Origin of the sequence: Romboutsia sp. MSSM.1001216sp_RTP31141st1_G3_RTP31141_220114 (assembly GCF_039031195.1) — a bacterium.
In the GTDB taxonomy this organism is placed as follows: domain Bacteria; phylum Bacillota; class Clostridia; order Peptostreptococcales; family Peptostreptococcaceae; genus Romboutsia_C; species Romboutsia_C hominis.
This window is the reverse complement of record NZ_JBCIUO010000007.1, coordinates 70,561-88,378: the sequence shown is the minus strand read 5'-3', so window position 1 is coordinate 88,378 and position 17,818 is coordinate 70,561. Positions and strand designations below refer to the sequence as shown.

The window sequence follows — 17,818 nt, the reverse complement described above, 5'->3', positions numbered from 1 at the left end:
AAAGTTAAAAAATTGTAATATATATTAAAATAGTAAATTTATAATACCTGTATGATCATTGAATATGTTCAAACCTATTAAAATAAGTAATACTCCTCCTATTATTTGAGCAGATGATTTGAATAAATTACCAATTTTTTTTCCTAATAAAACACCTAAAAAACATACTATAAATGTAACTAAAGATATAGTAAGTGATATAGGAATTATATTTACACTTAAAAAGGAAAAACTAACTCCAACAGCAAGTGCATCTATGCTAGTTGCAATTGACAATATAATGAGATCTTTATTATTTATGTAATATGAAGTAGTATCTTCAGGTTTGTCTTTTGCATCTAAAATCATTTTCAAACCGAGAAAGCTTAGTAAAATTAGAGCAATCCAGTGATCAAATGCTTTTATATAGCTTTCAAAATTTACACCTAATAAATAACCAATTAAAGGCATACCGCCTTGAAATAATCCAAAGAAAAAAGCTACTTTAGAAGCTAGCCAAAAATTTATATTCTTTAGAGTCATACCTTTTGTAAGAGATACGGCAAATGCATCCATTGAAAGTGCAAATGCTGTAAAAAATATAGTTAAAAATCCCATAATATCCTCCTTGTTTAAAGTTATAGCTAATCTTATTTTATAAAAAATATGATAAAAATATTCGTAATTTAGTGATAAGTAGATTAGGCAAAATAAAAACAGCTTAAATATATTAAGCTGTTAATAGTTAAAGCAAAAATTATTATTTAAAATTTATATAAGATTTTATAGTTAAATAAAAAATTAAAGCATCTTTAAAGTTTTTCAAATCAAGATTTAGTATTTCTTTAATTTTATCTAATCTATATATAAGTGTATTTCTATGTAAAAATAATGATGATGAAGTTTTAGAAATATTTTGATCATTTTCTATAAAGCATATTCCTGTATTTAACAAGTTTATATCCATTGTTTTTATAGACTCAAAATCTATCAAATCGTAAAAAGGTCTGTCGTGTTTTATAAAATATATAGATTTATATATTATTAAATCATTTAAAGTTATGTAGTTTTTAAAAAAAGTGTTATTTATAAGGAAGTCTTTAGGTATTTCATTAAAAATAGATACTCTAGACTTAAATATATTTATGTCATATATTTCACCTAAATTAATAATATAAGTATTTCTATAAGTCTCTGATTCTATTATTTCTGGTGTATGAAAATTAATATCTAATTTATAATCTGAATTTAATATTAATAAATTTTCATATAAAAATAATTTTATATTATCATATAAGTTATATAATATTCCCTTTAAATTATCTAGTTCACAGTCTTGTTGATAGAATATATAAAAATAACCTTTTATATTATCTATAGTTATATCTTCTATAAACTCTATAACATAAGCTTTATCATTAAATGTTACTACATTTTGGTTTTTGCTAATACTTTGATTATTATACTCGAAAAAATTAATTTTTTTATTTGTCTTTCCCTCTATAAATTGTATCAAATTTTGCATGAAGACCACCCCTGAAGTTTTCAATTAAAAAAGTAAGATGATTAATCATCCTACTTTAAATATATCATTAATTTAGAAATATTTATATATAAACTAGAGATTTATTTATAGCTTCTTGTGTTTCTTTATCAAATATATGTATTTTATGTTTATCCATAGCAAGTTTTAATTTATCTCCCATTTTAACTCTATACCTACCATCAAATCTTGCAGTTATACTTTGATTACCTGTTTTTAAGTAAGCATATATTTCAGCACCCATAAGTTCCCCAAGTTCAATAGTAGCTTCAAAAGTACTATCTAAGCTATTTTCGACAAATATATCTTCCATATGTATATCTTCAGGTCTTATACCTAGAACAACTTCCTTACCTATATATCCTTTTTCTATTAAACTAGATGATTCACCTTTATTTAATGCTATATCAAAACCATCAGCTTTTGCATGTATTTCTCCATTTACTTCAGTTAGAATAACATTTATAAAGTTCATTTGTGGAGCGCCTATAAATCCCGCAACGAACATATTGTTTGGTTTATCGTATATTTCTTGTGGAGTATCTATTTGTTGAACTATACCATCTTTCATAACAACTATTCTATCTGCCATAGTCATAGCTTCAACTTGGTCATGTGTCACATATATAAATGTAGTACCTAAAGACTTATGAAGTTTAGTTATTTCTGTTCTCATTGATGTTCTAAGTTTTGCATCTAAGTTTGACAAAGGTTCATCCATTAAGAATACTTTTGGGTTTCGAACTATAGCACGCCCTAGTGCAACTCTTTGCCTTTGACCACCTGAAAGTGCTTTTGGTTTTCTATCTAATAATTGATCTAAGTCTAATATTTTAGCTGCATCCCTAACCTTTTTATCTATTTCATCCTTAGGCAATTTTCTAAGTTTAAGAGCAAATGCCATATTTTCGTATACTGTCAAGTGAGGATAAAGTGCATAGTTTTGAAAAACCATAGCTATATCTCTGTCTTTAGGATCTACATCATTTACTAAATTTTCTCCTATATAAAGTTCACCATCACTTATTTCTTCAAGGCCTGCTATCATTCTTAGAGTAGTAGACTTACCACAGCCAGATGGTCCAACTAGTACTACAAATTCCTTATCTTGTATATCTATATTTACATTTTTTACTGCATTAAATCCATTTGAATATGATTTACATATATTTTTTAAAATTACCTTAGCCATTACCATTTCCCCCTTTTAACAACTATATTTTAATTTCATTTTATATTTTAATAATATCAAAAAAATGTTTTCTTAGTAATGTAAAAAATAACTAAAACTATTTAGATAAAATATACAGATTGTATAAAAAACATAAAAATTTTAAATAACATGTTTAAATAAAAAAACAAAAGGTATATATATAGTATGTTAAAAAGAAACTAAATAAAATTTATATAAATTTGGAGGAATAAAATTATGAAAAAATTTGTTTGTACAGTATGTGGATATATACATGAAGGAGAAACTGCACCAGAGAAATGTCCAGTATGTGGAGTTGGAGCTGATAAGTTTGAAGAAATGAAAGGTGAAATGGTTTGGGCTGACGAGCATAGAATAGGGGTTGCTAAAGGTATAGATGAAGAAATATTAGAAGGACTTAGAGCAAACTTTGTTGGAGAATGCACAGAAGTAGGAATGTATTTAGCAATGAGCAGACAAGCTGATAGAGAAGGATATCCAGAAGTTGCAGAAGCTTATAAGAGAATAGCATTTGAAGAAGCAGAACATGCTGCTAAATTTGCAGAATTATTAGGAGAAGTTGTTGTAGCTGATACAAAAGCTAACTTAAAAGCAAGAGTAGATGCAGAGTATGGAGCAACAGAAGGAAAATTAAAAATAGCTAAGAGAGCTAAAGAATTAGGACTTGATGCTATACATGATACAGTACATGAAATGTGTAAAGATGAAGCAAGACATGGTAAAGCATTCTTAGGTTTATTAGAAAGACATTTTGATGCTAAGTAATATATAGAATATAAAGGCTGCCTTATACAGGTAGTCTTTTTATATATTAATCACTGTTACTATATAAATATAAAGAGGTGAAATTATTGGAATTAAAAAATATAATAGAACATTTTATGATGAATTATGGACTTATAAGTATATTTATAATAGTAGCACTAGAGTATGCTAATGTACCTCTTCCTAGTGAAGTAGTACTTCCAATTGCAGGTATGTTTGCATATAAATATAACTTTGGATTTGTAAATGTAATAGTAGTATCTACTTTAGGTGGGGTTATAGGTTCCTTGCTAAATTATTTTCTAGGATTTAAATTTGGAAAGCCTTTAATAGATACTATAGGTGAAAAGTATCCAAAGACCAAATCAATTATAAACTCATCTTATATTTGGTTAAAAAAGCATGATAAATTATCAGTAATTTTAACTAGAGTAATACCTTATGCTAGGACATTTGTGTCAATAATAGCAGGGTCTATAAAAATGAATATATTTACATTTATGATGTGTTCTGCTATAGGAATAGGGATTTGGAATACTTCATTAATAAGTATAGGTTATGTTTTAGGAGATAACTTAAAATTTGTAATGTCTTTAGTTACTAAATACTCATATATAATGGTTATTTTATTATTAATAATAACTATAGTATATGGATTTATAAAATATAGATTAAAAAATAAAAAAATATGCAAATAAATGTTTAAAACAATGTATATGAGGTATATATATAGTATGTTAAAAGAAAGTAAATAAAATTTATATAAATTTGGAGGAATAAAATTATGAAAAAATTTGTTTGTACAGTATGTGGATATATACATGAAGGAGAAACTGCACCAGAGAAATGTCCAGTATGTGGAGTTGGAGCTGATAAGTTTGAAGAAATGAAAGGTGAAATGGTTTGGGCTGACGAGCATAGAATAGGGGTTGCTAAAGGTATAGACGAAGAAATATTAGAAGGACTTAGAGCAAACTTTGTTGGAGAATGTACAGAAGTAGGAATGTATTTAGCAATGAGTAGACAAGCTGATAGAGAAGGATATCCAGAAGTTGCAGAAGCTTATAAGAGAATAGCATTTGAAGAAGCAGAACATGCTGCTAAATTTGCAGAATTATTAGGAGAAGTTGTTGTAGCTGATACAAAAGCTAACTTAAAAGCAAGAGTAGATGCAGAGTACGGAGCAACAGAAGGAAAATTAAAAATAGCTAAGAGAGCTAAAGAATTAGGACTTGATGCTATACATGATACAGTACATGAAATGTGTAAAGATGAAGCAAGACATGGTAAAGCATTCTTAGGTTTATTACAAAGACATTTTGATGCTAAATAAATTATAATATATTTAAAGGTTGTCTAAATTTAGGCAACCTTTTTTTACGCTTAAGGAAATTATGATATTTTAAAAATGTGGATAAATATTGTAGTTAGGTAATATGTGAGTTAAAGTTACAATAGCTAATTAAAAGGACCTATAATTTTAAATAGTTATATTTTTGAAATAATTGTATTATATAGACATATTGCAAAAAATAAGGTAATATGTATGAGTAAAAAGTCGAAAGTTTTAAAAGAGGTGGTTATAAATGACAAATCCAGATGCAATAGCAAAAGAAGTGTCGAGTAAGGTACAACAAATGAGTAAAATGCCACTTGATACACTTATTGAAAAATTTATAGGATGGGTTACTGAATATGGAATAAAGCTTATAATAGGTCTTATAGTTATATCTATAGGATTAAAGATTATAAAAAAGGTAGTAAAACAATTTGGAGTATTTTTAGAAAAAAGAGATGTTGATATAACATTAAGAAGATTCATACAGTCATTAACAGCAGGTGTGTTAAAAGTTATATTATTTATAGGAATTCTTGGCTATTGGGATGTTAAATTGACAGGTCTTGCAGCGATTGTAGCTTCTGGTGGGGTTGCCATAGGTTTAGCCCTTCAAGGCAGTTTATCTAACTTTGCAGGTGGTTTTATAATATTATTACTTAGACCATTTAAAGTAGGGGATTATATACAAACTGGAGTTTATGAAGGTACAGTTGAAGAAATAGGGTTATTCTATACTAAATTGACAACTATAGACAATAAGTTAATATTAATACCAAATGGAACATTGTCAAATGGTAGTTTAATAAACTATTCAGCAAAGGAAGAAAGAAGAGTTGATTTAACATTTAGTGTAGGATATGAAAATAATATACTCCATGTTAAGGAAGTATTAACGGATATCGTAAAAAAACAAGAGTTTGTTTTAGATAATCCTAAACCATTTATAGGTGTTAGTGCTCATAGTCCAAGTTCTGTTGACTTTATAGTTAAAGTATGGTGTAAATCGGAACATTATTGGGATATACATTTTAGCCTATTAGAGAAGGTCAAATTAAGATTTGATGAAGAAAATATAAGCATACCTTATCCACAAATGGATTTACATGTGAAAAAGGAAGGTTTAGGTCTATAAATAAAAGCTAATACGGAAGTTTATCTGTATTAGCTTTTATTTATTTTAATTAATATATTAGAAGGAGCTATTTAAAGGTTAAATGGCAGCAATTGTTATATGAAGTTTTAGTCAAAATATGGTGAATTTAAGTGAAAATAGTGTATACTATAATATATAATAGACATAAGGAGAAATAGATTATGGAATATATTCAAGAATTAAATCATTTTGCACAAAACTATTGGATTTTAACCATGATAATAGGATTACTAGCAAGCTTTATTGAAAGCTTTTTACCTATACTTCCTCTTATGGCTATAGTAGGAGCTAATGCACTTTTACTTGGGCTATTTGGAGGTCTTGTACTATCTTGGATAGGATCTGGTTTAGGTACTGCATTGCTATTTTTAATTATTAGTAGATTTAACGATAATAAGTTATTTAATAAATTTAGAAATAAAAAAGTAAATAAAGCAATAAAATGGATGGACAAAAAAGGATTTAAGTTACTATTTTTTGCTTATTCTTGTCCCTTTGTACCAAGTTTTTTAGTAACAATAGCATCTGCATTTTGTAAAGTGGATCCTAAATGTTTTATACCTGCAATGCTATCAGGAAAGTTTATAATGTTTTTATTTATAAGTTATCCAATGAGTGACATAAAAGGTTTTATAAACAGTCCTGTTAAAATATTAGTATTTTGTTTATTAGTATTTTTATCATGGACTATAGGTAATAAAGTTAAGAAAAGTTTAGAGAATCATGAAAAAGATAATGAAACTGAAAATGTATAGAATATATAAAATAACCCATCTAATATTAGGTGGGTTATTAAAGTAATATATAAAATCTATATCCTAGTAAAAATATAACTATAAAGTTTAAAGCTTTGCATATTAACTTTTCTGTCTTAGAATTAGTTTTTATAGGAAGGAATGAAAAATTAATGGTTATAGGGTAAAAAATCTCTATACCTTCCTTAGTTAGCAGATCTAAAACTAGATGAGATACATATCCTACTAAAAAGCCGCAAGATACACATATAAATACTATATTACTATCTGTAGATTTTATTAAAAAATTGAAACCATAAGCAAGTAAAGATATAAAAATTAGACTATGTGTAAAGCTCCTATGCCTAAATCTAGAACCAAAATATTTATATATAATAGGATATCTTTTACTTATATAAGAACCTCTCATATCGATATCAGGATATAATGAACCTATATATGCAAAATATGTGTATATTAAAAGCAAAATAGCTTTATAAAATACACTATAATTATTTAAAAATGTTTTATATAAATAAGGGAGCGCTAAAAGTGCAAATATATAGCCTCCCTTAGTATGAGTTTCTTTTACCATTAAACCTCCTAGGTGATAGTATAATATTATTGATAATTATATTTGTATTAATTATATAGTAAATTGTAAATATTTTCAAAAACTATTTTTAAAATATAATTTTAAAAGGATTGAATATACTTAAAATCTACAAATTATTATAAATTTTTATTTTAGATTTTGAATATAGTTTTCTTCCGCTTTACTCCAATTTATAATATTAAACCAATTATTTATATATTCGGCCCTTTTATTTTGATACTTTAGATAGTAAGCATGTTCCCATACATCGATTCCAATTATAGGTTTTAAGTTTAATGTAATAGGAGTATTTTGATTTTGAGTAGTTATAATCGATAGATTTCCAGAGTCATCAGATACAAGCCATGCCCATCCAGATCCAAATACACTTAGTGAAGCTTTATTAAATTCATTTTTAAAATTATCAAAAGATTTAAAGTCTCTGTTTATGGCACTTTTTAATTTTCCATGTAATTTTTTCCTATTAGGAGACATTATTTCAAAGAAAAATTCATGATTATATACTCCTCCACCATTATCTTTTATAGTTTTAGCTATTTCACTAGGCAAACAATCTAGACAAGTTAATAAATCAGAAATACTACAAGCATAAAGGTCAGGGTATCCTTTTATGGCATTATTTAATTTATCTAAGTAAGATTTATAATGTTTATCATAATGTAAGATCATAGTCTCTTTGTCTATATAAGGTTCAAGAGAATCATAAGAATAAGGTAGAGGCATAGGTTCTTTGGGGGTATATATTGGAGATAAAGAGAAAATATTTTGTGGATTAAAAAATATAGTTAATAATAAAGTTATAAATAAAAATTTTTTCATAAAATCACCTCATAATTAGTATGTTTACTATTTATAAAAAAATTTACAAAAGGTATAATAATTTATAAATTTAAATATAAATAACAAAATTATTATATATTATTTATAAATGATATAAAAAAAATCTTTTATACTTGAAAATAAAAATAAAGGTATATATACTATTAATAATAAAAGTGAATAAAATAAAAAGGGTAGAGGTCGCAATATTTAAAAGTACTAATGAGGAGTTAAGCGCGTAGAATCATTAGGAAAGGAACTATTGCCGAAGGGTATAGCTGATGCTTTAAGGTTATATGCCTGGGGGTACATAAAATATATGTATCACTGTCACAATTTATTTTGTGAAGAGCTACATTTGAGAAAAATTTATACATAGGTATAGTTATATTGCTGTGTCTAAAAAGTTAATGTATAACTTTATGTAAAAATTTATAAGTCTTGAGTGTATACTCAAGACTTTTTTACGCTTTAGGAAAATATGATACTTTAAAGAATGTGGATAATTATTGAAGTTGAGTAATACCAATCAGTTTGCAGAGCGTAAAAAAGACATTTTGAGCAACGGACGAAGTCGTTGACGACATGAGCGAAGCGAATTTTTTATACCCTTATATTCACTAGAGACTAAACAATTTTAAGGGGGAAGTTTTATGAGAAGCAAGAGAAATTTTAGGGTATTATTAATGACTATTATAATTTTTATGATGTCTATGCCATTAGTATTTGCAGGGGGGGATGATATATCAACTATAAATTCAGAAAGACTTAAGATGATAACTTTAATACCACCATTAGTTGCTATAGTTTTAGCATTTATAACTAAGAATGTAGTAATATCGTTATTTGTAGGTATATTTTCAGGAAGCTTTATAATAAACATGTCATCTGGAAATGTTATAGTTGCTTTTGTTAATGCATTTTTAGATATAGTAAATAGGGCATTAAATTCATTAGCAGATCCATGGAATGCAGGTATAATACTTCAAGTTTTAGCTATAGGTGGGGTTATAAGCCTAGTAGCTAGAATGGGTGGTGCAAAAGCTATAGCAGAGAGCCTAGCCAAAAGATCAAAGACCGCTAGAGGGACTCAACTTATAGCATGGTTTTTAGGATTATTAGTATTCTTTGATGATTATGCAAATTCATTAATAGTTGGTCCTATAGTTAGACCAGTAGCAGACAAAATGAAACTATCAAGAGAAAAACTAGCGTTTATAATAGATGCTACAGCTGCACCTATAGCTGGGCTTGCTATAATATCTACATGGATAGGTCTTGAAGTTGGACTTATAAATGATGCATTTAACGGTATAGGAGTAGAAGCTGATGTATTTGGAGTATTTTTAAATACCATACCATATAGATTTTATAATATATTAATATTAGCATTTATAGTTATATCAGCAGTTCTAGCTAAGGATTTTGGACCAATGAGAGAAGCTCAAATTAAAGCCCGAAGTGTTAATAAAAATAATAACAATTCAAACAATGTTAGTAATGATAATTCTGATTTAGAGCCAAAAGAAGGTATAAAATTAAGTTCATGGAATGCAATAATACCTATAGGAACATTAATAATAGCTGCGTTAATTTCTTTTTATTATAGCGGATACACAGCAGCTATGAACTCAGATAACCAAAATCTAATACAATTATTTACTAATTCTCCATATTCATTTGATGCTATAAGAGAGGCGTTTAGTGGAGCAGATGCTTCGGTTGCATTATTCCAGTCAGCTTTATTTGCAAGTATTGTAGGCATAGTTCTTGGAGTTAGTAAAAATATACTTACAATCTCTGAAGCTATAGATGCTTGGATAGATGGAATGAAGGGACTTATTATGACTGGGGTTATATTAATACTTGCATGGTCATTAAGTTCTGTTATAAAAGAACTAGGAACAGCTAAATACTTAGTAACATTATTATCTGGAACACTACCAAATTTTTTATTACCAAGTGTAGTATTTATACTTGGAGCCATAATATCATTTGCTACAGGAACAGCTTATGGAACAATGGGAATACTTATGCCTCTTGCAATACCACTAGCTCATTCTATAAACCCAGAAATGTCGTTTATAGTAGTTAGTACTAGTGCAGTACTAACAGGCGCTATATTTGGAGATCACTGCTCACCAATATCTGACACTACAATAATGTCATCAATGGGAGCTGGATGTAATCATATAGATCATGTTAATACACAGATGCCTTATGCATTATTTACAGCCGTAATAACAGTATTATTTGGATATATACCGGCAGGACTTGGTATACCTGTTTATATAGTATTACCAATAGCTTTATTAGCTACATTTATAGGTATACATGTATTAGGTAAGAAAACGTATGAAGAAGTTGATAATATTATTTATACTATGGATTAGTTTTATTAAAAATAATAGAGTTTGTATTATATAGAATAATAATTATAAAATAAGATAATAATAATTGTAAAAAAAGAAAACGTAAAATATATTTTACGTTTTCTTTTCATCTAAAAGCAAGGAGTTATTCTATGGGATATATAAATTTTGAAGAAGAAAAGGCCGTAGTGAATGAACAATTATCAAATAGAAAAAAAAATAACGAAATATTTTATAAAGATGCAACTACAAAAAAAATAGAACTAAATGATTATGATAATAATTCAAAATATAGCTATAATAAAATAAAAGATAAACTAATCGGCAAAGATGGTATATTTGACGAACAAGATTTTTATGAAATAGTAGAGCAAGATATAATTTGCGCTAAATTTAGAAAATGTGATTTTAAAAATATTAAATTCAAAGACTGCACATTTATAGGTTGTACTTTTAATGATTGCAATTTTAGCGGTGGAGGAGTTGTATTTGAAAATTGTATATTCATAAAAGAAGGAAGTGAAAAACGACCTTCTTTAAATAAAAAAGACAATATAGGGTGTAGTTTCTATAATTGTGATATATATGCAAAATTTTTAAATAGTGACTTATCATATTGTATTTTCGAAAAATGTAAGATTAGTAACACAAGTTTTGAATTAACATATTTAAAATCTTCAATTATAATAAATAGTGAAATTGATATGTTTGAGATTATAGATTGTGATCTTTCAGGCTTTAAAATTTCAAATACATATATACAAGATATAATGTTTGATGATAAATTTACAACTAAATTTGATGCTAAAACATTTTTTGATAAAATTGAACCTAGAGTTAAGGATAAAAATGAATATGAAGGTATATATATGACATATAAAACTTTGTCCGAAAAATTTAAGGAAAATAACTTGAATAATAATTTTGGAGAATATTATTATATAGGGAAATGTACACAAAGAAAATGTGTTAAATTTTTACCTAAAATAAATTCGTATATATATTGGTTAGCATGTGGGTATGGAGAAAGACCTTGGCTTTGTGTATTATCATCTTTAGTAATAATGATAATATTTGCATTTATATTTTTAGCAGTAGGTATTGAGTTAGATGGACAGGTTATAAAATATAGTTTAAGTAATATTGGTACATGGAACCTAAAACAGTTTATTAAAGATTTTAATGAGGTTATAAATTTAAGTGTAGGTATGTTTGGAGCTGTTGGGTTTAACAATTCAAAGCCCACAGAAGTAGCATACATGGTAGCAAATATTGAAATGCTTGTAGGAATCATTATGATGGGAGTAGGTATAGGAACTCTAACGAGAAAAGTTGTAAGATAGTAATATATATAAAAAGAACGTAGAATTATCTACGTTCTTTTTTTTATATATTATGCTGCAGAAGATTCTTCTGTTCCACGTATCTCATCAGCAGTAAGTATTTTTGTATTTTTGAATAATGTATGTCCTATTAAAGCACCTATTATACTAACTACTATACATCCAACAGCAGCTATTAAAGCAGGAGTTCCGTTTTGACCAACTGCAACAGCGAAACCAGCTATAGGAGTTGCCATACCAGGAACACTTATTGCAAGTGGTGCAACATAAGAACTTACTAATGCAACTACAACACCTGATAATGCTCCACCTATGAAGTTAGTAACAAATACTGGTATTGGATTAGCAGTTATTATATCTGATTGAGTTAAAGGCTCTATAGCAACAGCTATTGTATCTTTCTTTGAACCAAATTTCATTTTTGAGAAGAATACAAAGTTCATGAAAGAAGAACCAAATACTGCTAATGCACCTATTGCCATTGGAAGACCTGTTAATCCTATTATAGATGTTAAAGCCATTGATGATAATGGAGCAGTAGCAACAACTGTTATTAAACCACCAAGTATTATACCCATTAATATTGGAGATGTAGTAGAGGCAGCTGTTAAAGCTTGTCCTATTTGCATTAATGTATCATTAACTATAGGATCCATAAATCCTGCTATTGCTCTTGTTAAAGGAGCAGCAATTAATATTATAACTATTAAATCAAGACCAGCAGGAGTTTTCTTTTCTAAGAACTTAACAACGAATGATATTAAGTATCCTGCAACGAATCCTGGAAGTATTCCAAATCCTGAAACTGTTAAACCAACTAATACAGCGTATACTGGAGATACACCTAATGCTAAAGGTACTAATATAGCAGCAGCTACACCACCTAAAGAACCGTTAGCAGCTCCAACTTTCTCTAAGAAAGATATACCAAATTGTTGTCCAAATAGCGAAGCGTGGAATGCTTCAACTAAGAAACTTGCGCAAGCAGCACTTGCTAATGCACCCATTGCCTTCATTCCGTGAGGTGCCTTGTAACTAAATAATGTGAATAATGCCAGTACAACCAATAATAATGCTGTACTTGTAAGTATTTGCATCATGCTAATTTTCCTCCTAAGTATATAAATGTAATGTTTTATTTGCTTAAGGTATTGTTTTCCTTAACGTCATATTTACTTAAAGAAATCTTAAGACAATTTTGATTATAAAGCACATTTCGACAATTGTAAATAGTTTTGTTAAAAAAATGCTAAAATTAAAAGAAAAATGTATTATTATTTTAAAATATGTAAGAAAGTTTACAGTAAATGTTAATTGAATTTAAAAAAATGAAAATATTACCTCTAAAAAGTATTGAATACATAAAATATAATAAAAAAATAAATTATTATTTTAAAATACAATAAAAATATATAATATAAACTATAACACATAATTTTGTCTAAATAAAACTCTTATGATAATATGTAGGTATAAATTAACTAAATTACAAGGAGAAAAAAATGACAGCAAACGAAAGAATAAAAATATTTTTGCAACTACAAAATAAAAACTTAAAGTTTCAAGATATAGCAGATAAGATGGAGATAAAACCACAAACATTAAGAAGTTACTTAAATAAAAAAGGGTACAAATTAACAAATGGAAAGTACGAATTAAAAGATGACATAAAAGAAGAGAAAAAACAAATAGAATTTAATGAAATTAAAAACACTAAAGTAGAAAAAAAGGAAAATGTAAAAAAAAATAATACTAAAAGAAAAACACAAAAACCTAAAAGAGATAAGAAAGTAAATTTAACACCTGAGGATATGGACAAGTTATGTGAAGTATATGATTGGTACTTACAAGTTAGGGATGTTAAGGCAATAAAGCCTAAGACAAAAACTTCTAAAAAAGACATAGTAATAGAAAAAAATAATATAGATGAACTAAAATCAACTAGCATAAGGGTAGATAAAAAAATATGGGAAGATTTTGAAAGGTTATGTAGTAATTCAAGTTTTACTAAACAAGAAATAATAACTCAAGCATTAAAAAACTTTTTAAAGGAAAATAAACATTTACTATAAAGGGTTAAGTATACAAATAAAAAAGAGGGGATTGAAGTGAATAAATCGTATTTATATGATTAATAATAAGGTTAAATAAAAAGGGGTGGTAAACATGAATGAAAATAATTACAATAAAGAAGAGATAGACTTTGAAAAATTAAACTCAACATTAGCTAACCCTGATTTTGCAAATTGGTACTACAATGAGTTTATGGTAAAAGACAATGTCGTTTCTATTGATGAATTTGTAAACATAATAAATACTTATAATTCAAATAATATTCAAAGTTAATAAGTAAGGCTTTAAATAGACATTCCTATATTAGACAGTGTTAAAGATGTAAAAGTTATATACATTAAATATGAGGAAAAATAAAATTATGATTAAAAATGATGAAAAACCTATTGTTAAGTTTATATTATAAGCTATACATTAGGTTTTTTTATTTGGTGACTGTAAATGTTTTAAAAAAATATATATGTATTGTATAATTATTTATATTATATAGGAAATTAATAGTAATAAACTTATATTAAAATTAAGGAGATTGGTATGAAGGTTTTAATTGTTGAGGATAATTCTAAACTTTTAGAAAGTCTAGAGGAGGAACTAAAAAATCATTTTGAAATAGATTCATGTAGTTTTGGAGAAGAAGCCATATACAATATTAAACAAAATATATATGATTTAATTATACTAGACTTAATGTTACCTGATATATCAGGATTAGATATATTAAAGTCTATAAGAAAAAACGGAATAGATACATTAGTACTTATTTTAACTGCTAAAGAAAGTTTAAACGATAAGGTATCAGCATTTGAGATAGGAGCAAATGATTATCTAACAAAGCCATTTTATATGGAAGAATTAGTAGCAAGAGTATATGCAATGTTAAGGACTAATGGAAAAATAAAATCTAATAATAAAATTGTATTTAAAGATTTATATTTAGATACAAATAATAAAACTGCATCTATAAATGGTGAAGATTTAAATCTTCAAAATAAGCAGTTTAATTTACTTGAGTATTTTATAATAAATAAAGGAACAATACTTTTAAAGGAACAAATATATGATAGAATTTGGGGAATAGATTCAGATGCTACTATAGAAATAGTTGAAGTTTATGTTAGCAATTTAAGAAAGAAGCTTAGCAAGTACGGATATGATAACTATATAAAAACTAAAAGAAAAGTAGGATATATATTTGATGATAAATAAAAATGTATTTAGTAAAACTAAAAATCGTTTAATAAAAATAAATATAGCCGTAGTAGTAGCATTTCTTATAATATTTTCTATATTTATATATTCTTACTTTAAAGGACTTACATATAGCAATATAGACAAAAATCTTAAAGCTGAATTAGAAAATATAACTATGCAACTTAATAATAGATCTATATTTTATCCAATAGTGTTAAAAGACCCAAGTAATATGGTCTATGTTTATGAGGGAAATAGAATAAGATATTACACAGAAAATGGCTATTTTAATGAACTATTACCAAGACCTAAAAATAATAAGAATGATACTTTCTTTACGTACACTGAAAATGGATATACTTTTAGAGAATTAAACATTGATATTGGTAAATATAAAATACAAATAATAAGAAATATAGATTCGGAAAGAAACTCGTTAAAACAACTTATATTTGTATTTATAATAGGAGTATTAGTAGCTGTAATAATAACATATTTTGTAGCACTTTATTTAACTAAAAAAGCACTAATACCAATAGAAACTGCTTGGAATAATCAAGCTAAATTTGTTCAGGATGCATCTCATGAGCTTAGAACTCCAATAGCCATAGTATCTTCAAAGTTAGAAAGCTTATTAAAGCATCCAGATAGTACTATATCTGATGAAGTTGAATCTATAGCTGATGCTATGAAAGAAACAAGAAGAATAAAGAAGATGATAAGTGATTTATTATCATTAAGTAAAGAAGATAGTACTAATGATATTATAAAAGAAAATGTAGATATAAATATAATGATAGATGAGATAAGTAAAAATTATGCAGATATAGCAGAGATTCAAGAAAAAGAATTTCATACTAATATTAAATTAAAGAATAAAAAAATATTTACAGATAAAAATAAGTTAAGACAGTTATTATTAATATTTATAGATAACTCTTTTAAATACACAAAAAGTGGGGATAGTATATCAATAAGTGCTTATGAACAAAATAACGATATTATAATATATATAAAAGATACTGGAATGGGTATAAAAAAAGAAGATATCGATTATATATTTGACAGATTTTTTAGAAGCAATAGTATAAGACATAAAGATATAGATGGCTCAGGAATAGGATTATCTATTGCAAAAATGATTGCTATAAATCTTGGTATAACAATAACTGTAGATTCTAAAGAAAATGAGTATACATATTTTAAACTAATAATCCCTAGATAAACAAATTGTTTAGTGATATATATAGGGGGTATATAAATAATATAAATTAATGTTACAAATAATAACTATATTGTAATATAATTCATATTATAGATAAGAGAGTATTTAGGAGGTAAGAAAATGGCTAAAATAATAAAAACATCACAATTTAAAGGGGAAGTAGAAGAAAGTAAAGGGGTAGTTGTAGTAGATTTCTTTGCAACTTGGTGTGGACCTTGTAAAATGTTAGCACCAGTATTTGAATCATTAGGAAATGAAATGGATGATGCAAAATTTATAAAAGTTGATATAGATCAAAGCTTAGAAATAGCTCAAAAATTTAATATATCTACTGTACCAACAATGATGATATTTAAAGATGGAAAACCAGTAGAATCATTAGTAGGATTTATGCCAAAAGAAGCAATTAAATCAAAAGTTAAGTCACATTTATAAAATGATAGGTGGTTAATATGAGATATGATATGGCAATAATTGGAAGTGGGCCAGCAGGACTTTCTGCTGCAATAAATGCAAAAATAAGAAATAAAAATATAATAGTATTTGGAAATGATAATTTAAGTAATAAATTAGTAAAAGCTCCATCAATAGAGAATTATCTAGGATTTTATGATATAAGTGGAGAAGATTTAAGAGATAAATTTAAAGCACATATAGAAAGTATGGATATTGAAATAGTAGATAAAAAAATAAATAACGTATATGCTATGGGAGATTACTTTGCTTTAATGTCAGGGGATGAAATGTTTGAAGCTACTACAGTTATACTTGCAACAGGTGTAGAGTATGGTAAGCCAATAAAAGGTGAAGAAGAATTTCTAGGTAAAGGTGTAGGGTATTGTGCAACATGTGATGCTCCTTTATATAGAGATAAAAAAGTAGCTATAATAGGTTATAATAAAGAGTCTGAAGAAGAAGCTAACTTCTTAAGTGAAATAGCATCAAAGACTTACTTTATACCTATGTATAAAAGAGAAGGTCTTATGAGATCTTCAGATGGTTTAGATAGTTCTATAGAAGTTATAAATGATAGACCTGTTCAAATCCATGGAGAAAATTTAGTAAATAAAGTAGAATTAAAACAACAAGAAATAGACGTAGATGGAGTATTTGTAATAAAAGATAGTGCTTCGCCTAAATCATTAGTGCCAGGAATAGAGACAGAAGGACCACATATTAAGGTTGATACTAATATGAACACAAGTATAAATGGATGCTTTGCAGCAGGAGACTGTGTTGGTAAACCATATTCTTATATAAAGTCAGCTGGTCAAGGTCAAATAGCAGCATTAAATGCAGTAGCTTATTTAGATAAATTAAAAATAGAACAAAAAAAGAATAATTAATAAAAAAAGCACTTAGATTAAAATCTAAGTGCTTTTTTTATGCCATATTTCAATACATCTGTTATAAAAAACACTTTTACAATAAATGTAGATATGATACAAGCTAA

The 17,818-nt window shown here is 26.7% G+C and carries 19 protein-coding genes and 1 riboswitch; of the genes, 13 read left to right on the top strand and 6 right to left on the bottom strand.

What is annotated here, in order from left to right; all coding sequences use genetic code 11:
- Positions 1-24 precede the first annotated feature (24 nt).
- The 3 genes from ABCP60_RS11240 to ugpC form a co-directional block, all read right to left on the bottom strand.
- Complete coding sequence (locus ABCP60_RS11240) at positions 25-597, bottom strand: manganese efflux pump MntP family protein (RefSeq protein WP_195237438.1); 573 nt, start codon at positions 595-597, stop codon at positions 25-27.
- 142 nt (positions 598-739) lie between these two features.
- Positions 740-1,504 carry a helix-turn-helix domain-containing protein gene (locus ABCP60_RS11235; protein WP_166505720.1) on the bottom strand — a complete coding sequence of 255 codons (765 nt, stop codon included), beginning with the start codon at positions 1,502-1,504 and terminating at the stop codon, positions 740-742.
- 82 nt (positions 1,505-1,586) lie between these two features.
- Positions 1,587-2,714 (bottom strand): sn-glycerol-3-phosphate ABC transporter ATP-binding protein UgpC, encoded by a 1,128-nt coding sequence (gene ugpC, locus ABCP60_RS11230; RefSeq protein ID WP_195237439.1) that lies wholly within the window; start codon positions 2,712-2,714, stop codon positions 1,587-1,589.
- 237 nt (positions 2,715-2,951) lie between these two features.
- Between ugpC and ABCP60_RS11225 the strand changes: the two genes are divergently transcribed.
- From ABCP60_RS11225 to ABCP60_RS11205, 5 genes are all read left to right on the top strand, one after another.
- The gene (locus ABCP60_RS11225; protein ID WP_092924962.1) at positions 2,952-3,500 is read left to right on the top strand and encodes an NADH peroxidase; all 549 of its coding nucleotides are present in this window, start codon (positions 2,952-2,954) and stop codon (positions 3,498-3,500) included.
- A gap of 86 nt (positions 3,501-3,586) precedes the next feature.
- Positions 3,587-4,198 carry a DedA family protein gene (locus tag ABCP60_RS11220; protein ID WP_092924964.1) on the top strand — a complete coding sequence of 204 codons (612 nt, stop codon included), beginning with the start codon at positions 3,587-3,589 and terminating at the stop codon, positions 4,196-4,198.
- 86 nt (positions 4,199-4,284) lie between these two features.
- Complete coding sequence (locus ABCP60_RS11215) at positions 4,285-4,833, top strand: NADH peroxidase (protein ID WP_092924966.1); 549 nt, start codon at positions 4,285-4,287, stop codon at positions 4,831-4,833.
- Between the two features lie 253 nt (positions 4,834-5,086).
- On the top strand, positions 5,087-5,971 hold the full coding sequence (locus tag ABCP60_RS11210; protein WP_343101780.1) for a mechanosensitive ion channel domain-containing protein: 885 nt from the start codon (positions 5,087-5,089) through the stop codon (positions 5,969-5,971).
- Between the two features lie 182 nt (positions 5,972-6,153).
- On the top strand, positions 6,154-6,747 hold the full coding sequence (locus ABCP60_RS11205) for a VTT domain-containing protein (protein ID WP_092924968.1): 594 nt from the start codon (positions 6,154-6,156) through the stop codon (positions 6,745-6,747).
- A 37-nt stretch (positions 6,748-6,784) separates the two neighbouring features.
- On the opposite strand, the gene ABCP60_RS11200 is transcribed toward ABCP60_RS11205, so the two are convergent.
- On the bottom strand, positions 6,785-7,321 hold the full coding sequence (locus tag ABCP60_RS11200) for a metal-dependent hydrolase (RefSeq protein ID WP_092924970.1): 537 nt from the start codon (positions 7,319-7,321) through the stop codon (positions 6,785-6,787).
- A gap of 147 nt (positions 7,322-7,468) precedes the next feature.
- Entirely contained in the window at positions 7,469-8,161 is a 693-nt protein-coding gene (locus ABCP60_RS11195) for a superoxide dismutase (RefSeq protein ID WP_092924972.1), read from the bottom strand.
- A gap of 187 nt (positions 8,162-8,348) precedes the next feature.
- Positions 8,349-8,524: riboswitch (Lysine riboswitch) on the top strand.
- 290 nt (positions 8,525-8,814) lie between these two features.
- Here ABCP60_RS11195 and ABCP60_RS11190 point away from each other — a divergent pair.
- The gene (locus ABCP60_RS11190; RefSeq protein WP_343101779.1) at positions 8,815-10,554 is read left to right on the top strand and encodes a Na+/H+ antiporter NhaC family protein; all 1,740 of its coding nucleotides are present in this window, start codon (positions 8,815-8,817) and stop codon (positions 10,552-10,554) included.
- 131 nt (positions 10,555-10,685) lie between these two features.
- A complete protein-coding gene (locus tag ABCP60_RS11185) occupies positions 10,686-11,876 on the top strand; it encodes a pentapeptide repeat-containing protein (RefSeq protein ID WP_343101778.1) in 1,191 nt (396 codons plus the stop codon).
- A 50-nt stretch (positions 11,877-11,926) separates the two neighbouring features.
- Here ABCP60_RS11185 and ABCP60_RS11180 read toward each other — a convergent pair whose 3' ends face one another.
- Complete coding sequence (locus ABCP60_RS11180; protein WP_330383720.1) at positions 11,927-12,976, bottom strand: PTS sugar transporter subunit IIC; 1,050 nt, start codon at positions 12,974-12,976, stop codon at positions 11,927-11,929.
- Between the two features lie 402 nt (positions 12,977-13,378).
- Here ABCP60_RS11180 and ABCP60_RS11175 point away from each other — a divergent pair, with 402 nt between their 5' ends.
- The 6 genes from ABCP60_RS11175 (at position 13,379) to ABCP60_RS11150 (ending at position 17,711) form a co-directional block, all read left to right on the top strand.
- Positions 13,379-13,948, top strand: a complete 570-nt coding sequence (locus tag ABCP60_RS11175) for a DNA-binding protein (RefSeq protein ID WP_343101777.1) — start codon at positions 13,379-13,381, stop codon at positions 13,946-13,948.
- Positions 13,949-14,042: 94 nt separating this feature from the next.
- Positions 14,043-14,222 (top strand): hypothetical protein, encoded by a 180-nt coding sequence (locus ABCP60_RS11170; RefSeq protein WP_092924980.1) that lies wholly within the window; start codon positions 14,043-14,045, stop codon positions 14,220-14,222.
- A 261-nt stretch (positions 14,223-14,483) separates the two neighbouring features.
- The gene (locus ABCP60_RS11165) at positions 14,484-15,155 is read left to right on the top strand and encodes a response regulator transcription factor (protein ID WP_092924982.1); all 672 of its coding nucleotides are present in this window, start codon (positions 14,484-14,486) and stop codon (positions 15,153-15,155) included.
- On the top strand, positions 15,145-16,365 hold the full coding sequence (locus ABCP60_RS11160) for a HAMP domain-containing sensor histidine kinase (protein ID WP_166506271.1): 1,221 nt from the start codon (positions 15,145-15,147) through the stop codon (positions 16,363-16,365). The genes ABCP60_RS11165 and ABCP60_RS11160 overlap by 11 nt, the downstream gene beginning before the upstream one ends.
- A gap of 120 nt (positions 16,366-16,485) precedes the next feature.
- Positions 16,486-16,800, top strand: coding sequence for a thioredoxin (trxA, locus tag ABCP60_RS11155; RefSeq protein ID WP_092924986.1), 315 nt, complete (start codon positions 16,486-16,488; stop codon positions 16,798-16,800).
- A 17-nt stretch (positions 16,801-16,817) separates the two neighbouring features.
- A complete protein-coding gene (locus ABCP60_RS11150; protein WP_343101776.1) occupies positions 16,818-17,711 on the top strand; it encodes an NAD(P)/FAD-dependent oxidoreductase in 894 nt (297 codons plus the stop codon).
- Positions 17,712-17,818: the final 107 nt, after the last annotated feature.

Excerpts from the sequence above, each read along its gene's own strand:
- ABCP60_RS11240 (WP_195237438.1), bottom strand. The coding sequence starts at position 597 with ATGGGATTTTTAACTATATTTTTTACAGCATTTGCACTTTCAATGGAT.
- ABCP60_RS11235 (WP_166505720.1), bottom strand. The coding sequence starts at position 1,504 with ATGCAAAATTTGATACAATTTATAGAGGGAAAGACAAATAAAAAAATT.
- ugpC (WP_195237439.1), bottom strand. The coding sequence starts at position 2,714 with ATGGCTAAGGTAATTTTAAAAAATATATGTAAATCATATTCAAATGGA.
- ABCP60_RS11225 (WP_092924962.1), top strand. The coding sequence starts at position 2,952 with ATGAAAAAATTTGTTTGTACAGTATGTGGATATATACATGAAGGAGAA.
- ABCP60_RS11215 (WP_092924966.1), top strand. The coding sequence starts at position 4,285 with ATGAAAAAATTTGTTTGTACAGTATGTGGATATATACATGAAGGAGAA.
- ABCP60_RS11210 (WP_343101780.1), top strand. The coding sequence starts at position 5,087 with ATGACAAATCCAGATGCAATAGCAAAAGAAGTGTCGAGTAAGGTACAA.
- ABCP60_RS11205 (WP_092924968.1), top strand. The coding sequence starts at position 6,154 with ATGGAATATATTCAAGAATTAAATCATTTTGCACAAAACTATTGGATT.
- ABCP60_RS11200 (WP_092924970.1), bottom strand. The coding sequence starts at position 7,321 with ATGGTAAAAGAAACTCATACTAAGGGAGGCTATATATTTGCACTTTTA.
- ABCP60_RS11195 (WP_092924972.1), bottom strand. The coding sequence starts at position 8,161 with ATGAAAAAATTTTTATTTATAACTTTATTATTAACTATATTTTTTAAT.
- ABCP60_RS11190 (WP_343101779.1), top strand. The coding sequence starts at position 8,815 with ATGAGAAGCAAGAGAAATTTTAGGGTATTATTAATGACTATTATAATT.
- ABCP60_RS11185 (WP_343101778.1), top strand. The coding sequence starts at position 10,686 with ATGGGATATATAAATTTTGAAGAAGAAAAGGCCGTAGTGAATGAACAA.
- ABCP60_RS11180 (WP_330383720.1), bottom strand. The coding sequence starts at position 12,976 with ATGATGCAAATACTTACAAGTACAGCATTATTATTGGTTGTACTGGCA.
- ABCP60_RS11175 (WP_343101777.1), top strand. The coding sequence starts at position 13,379 with ATGACAGCAAACGAAAGAATAAAAATATTTTTGCAACTACAAAATAAA.
- ABCP60_RS11170 (WP_092924980.1), top strand. The coding sequence starts at position 14,043 with ATGAATGAAAATAATTACAATAAAGAAGAGATAGACTTTGAAAAATTA.
- ABCP60_RS11165 (WP_092924982.1), top strand. The coding sequence starts at position 14,484 with ATGAAGGTTTTAATTGTTGAGGATAATTCTAAACTTTTAGAAAGTCTA.
- ABCP60_RS11160 (WP_166506271.1), top strand. The coding sequence starts at position 15,145 with ATGATAAATAAAAATGTATTTAGTAAAACTAAAAATCGTTTAATAAAA.
- trxA (WP_092924986.1), top strand. The coding sequence starts at position 16,486 with ATGGCTAAAATAATAAAAACATCACAATTTAAAGGGGAAGTAGAAGAA.
- ABCP60_RS11150 (WP_343101776.1), top strand. The coding sequence starts at position 16,818 with ATGAGATATGATATGGCAATAATTGGAAGTGGGCCAGCAGGACTTTCT.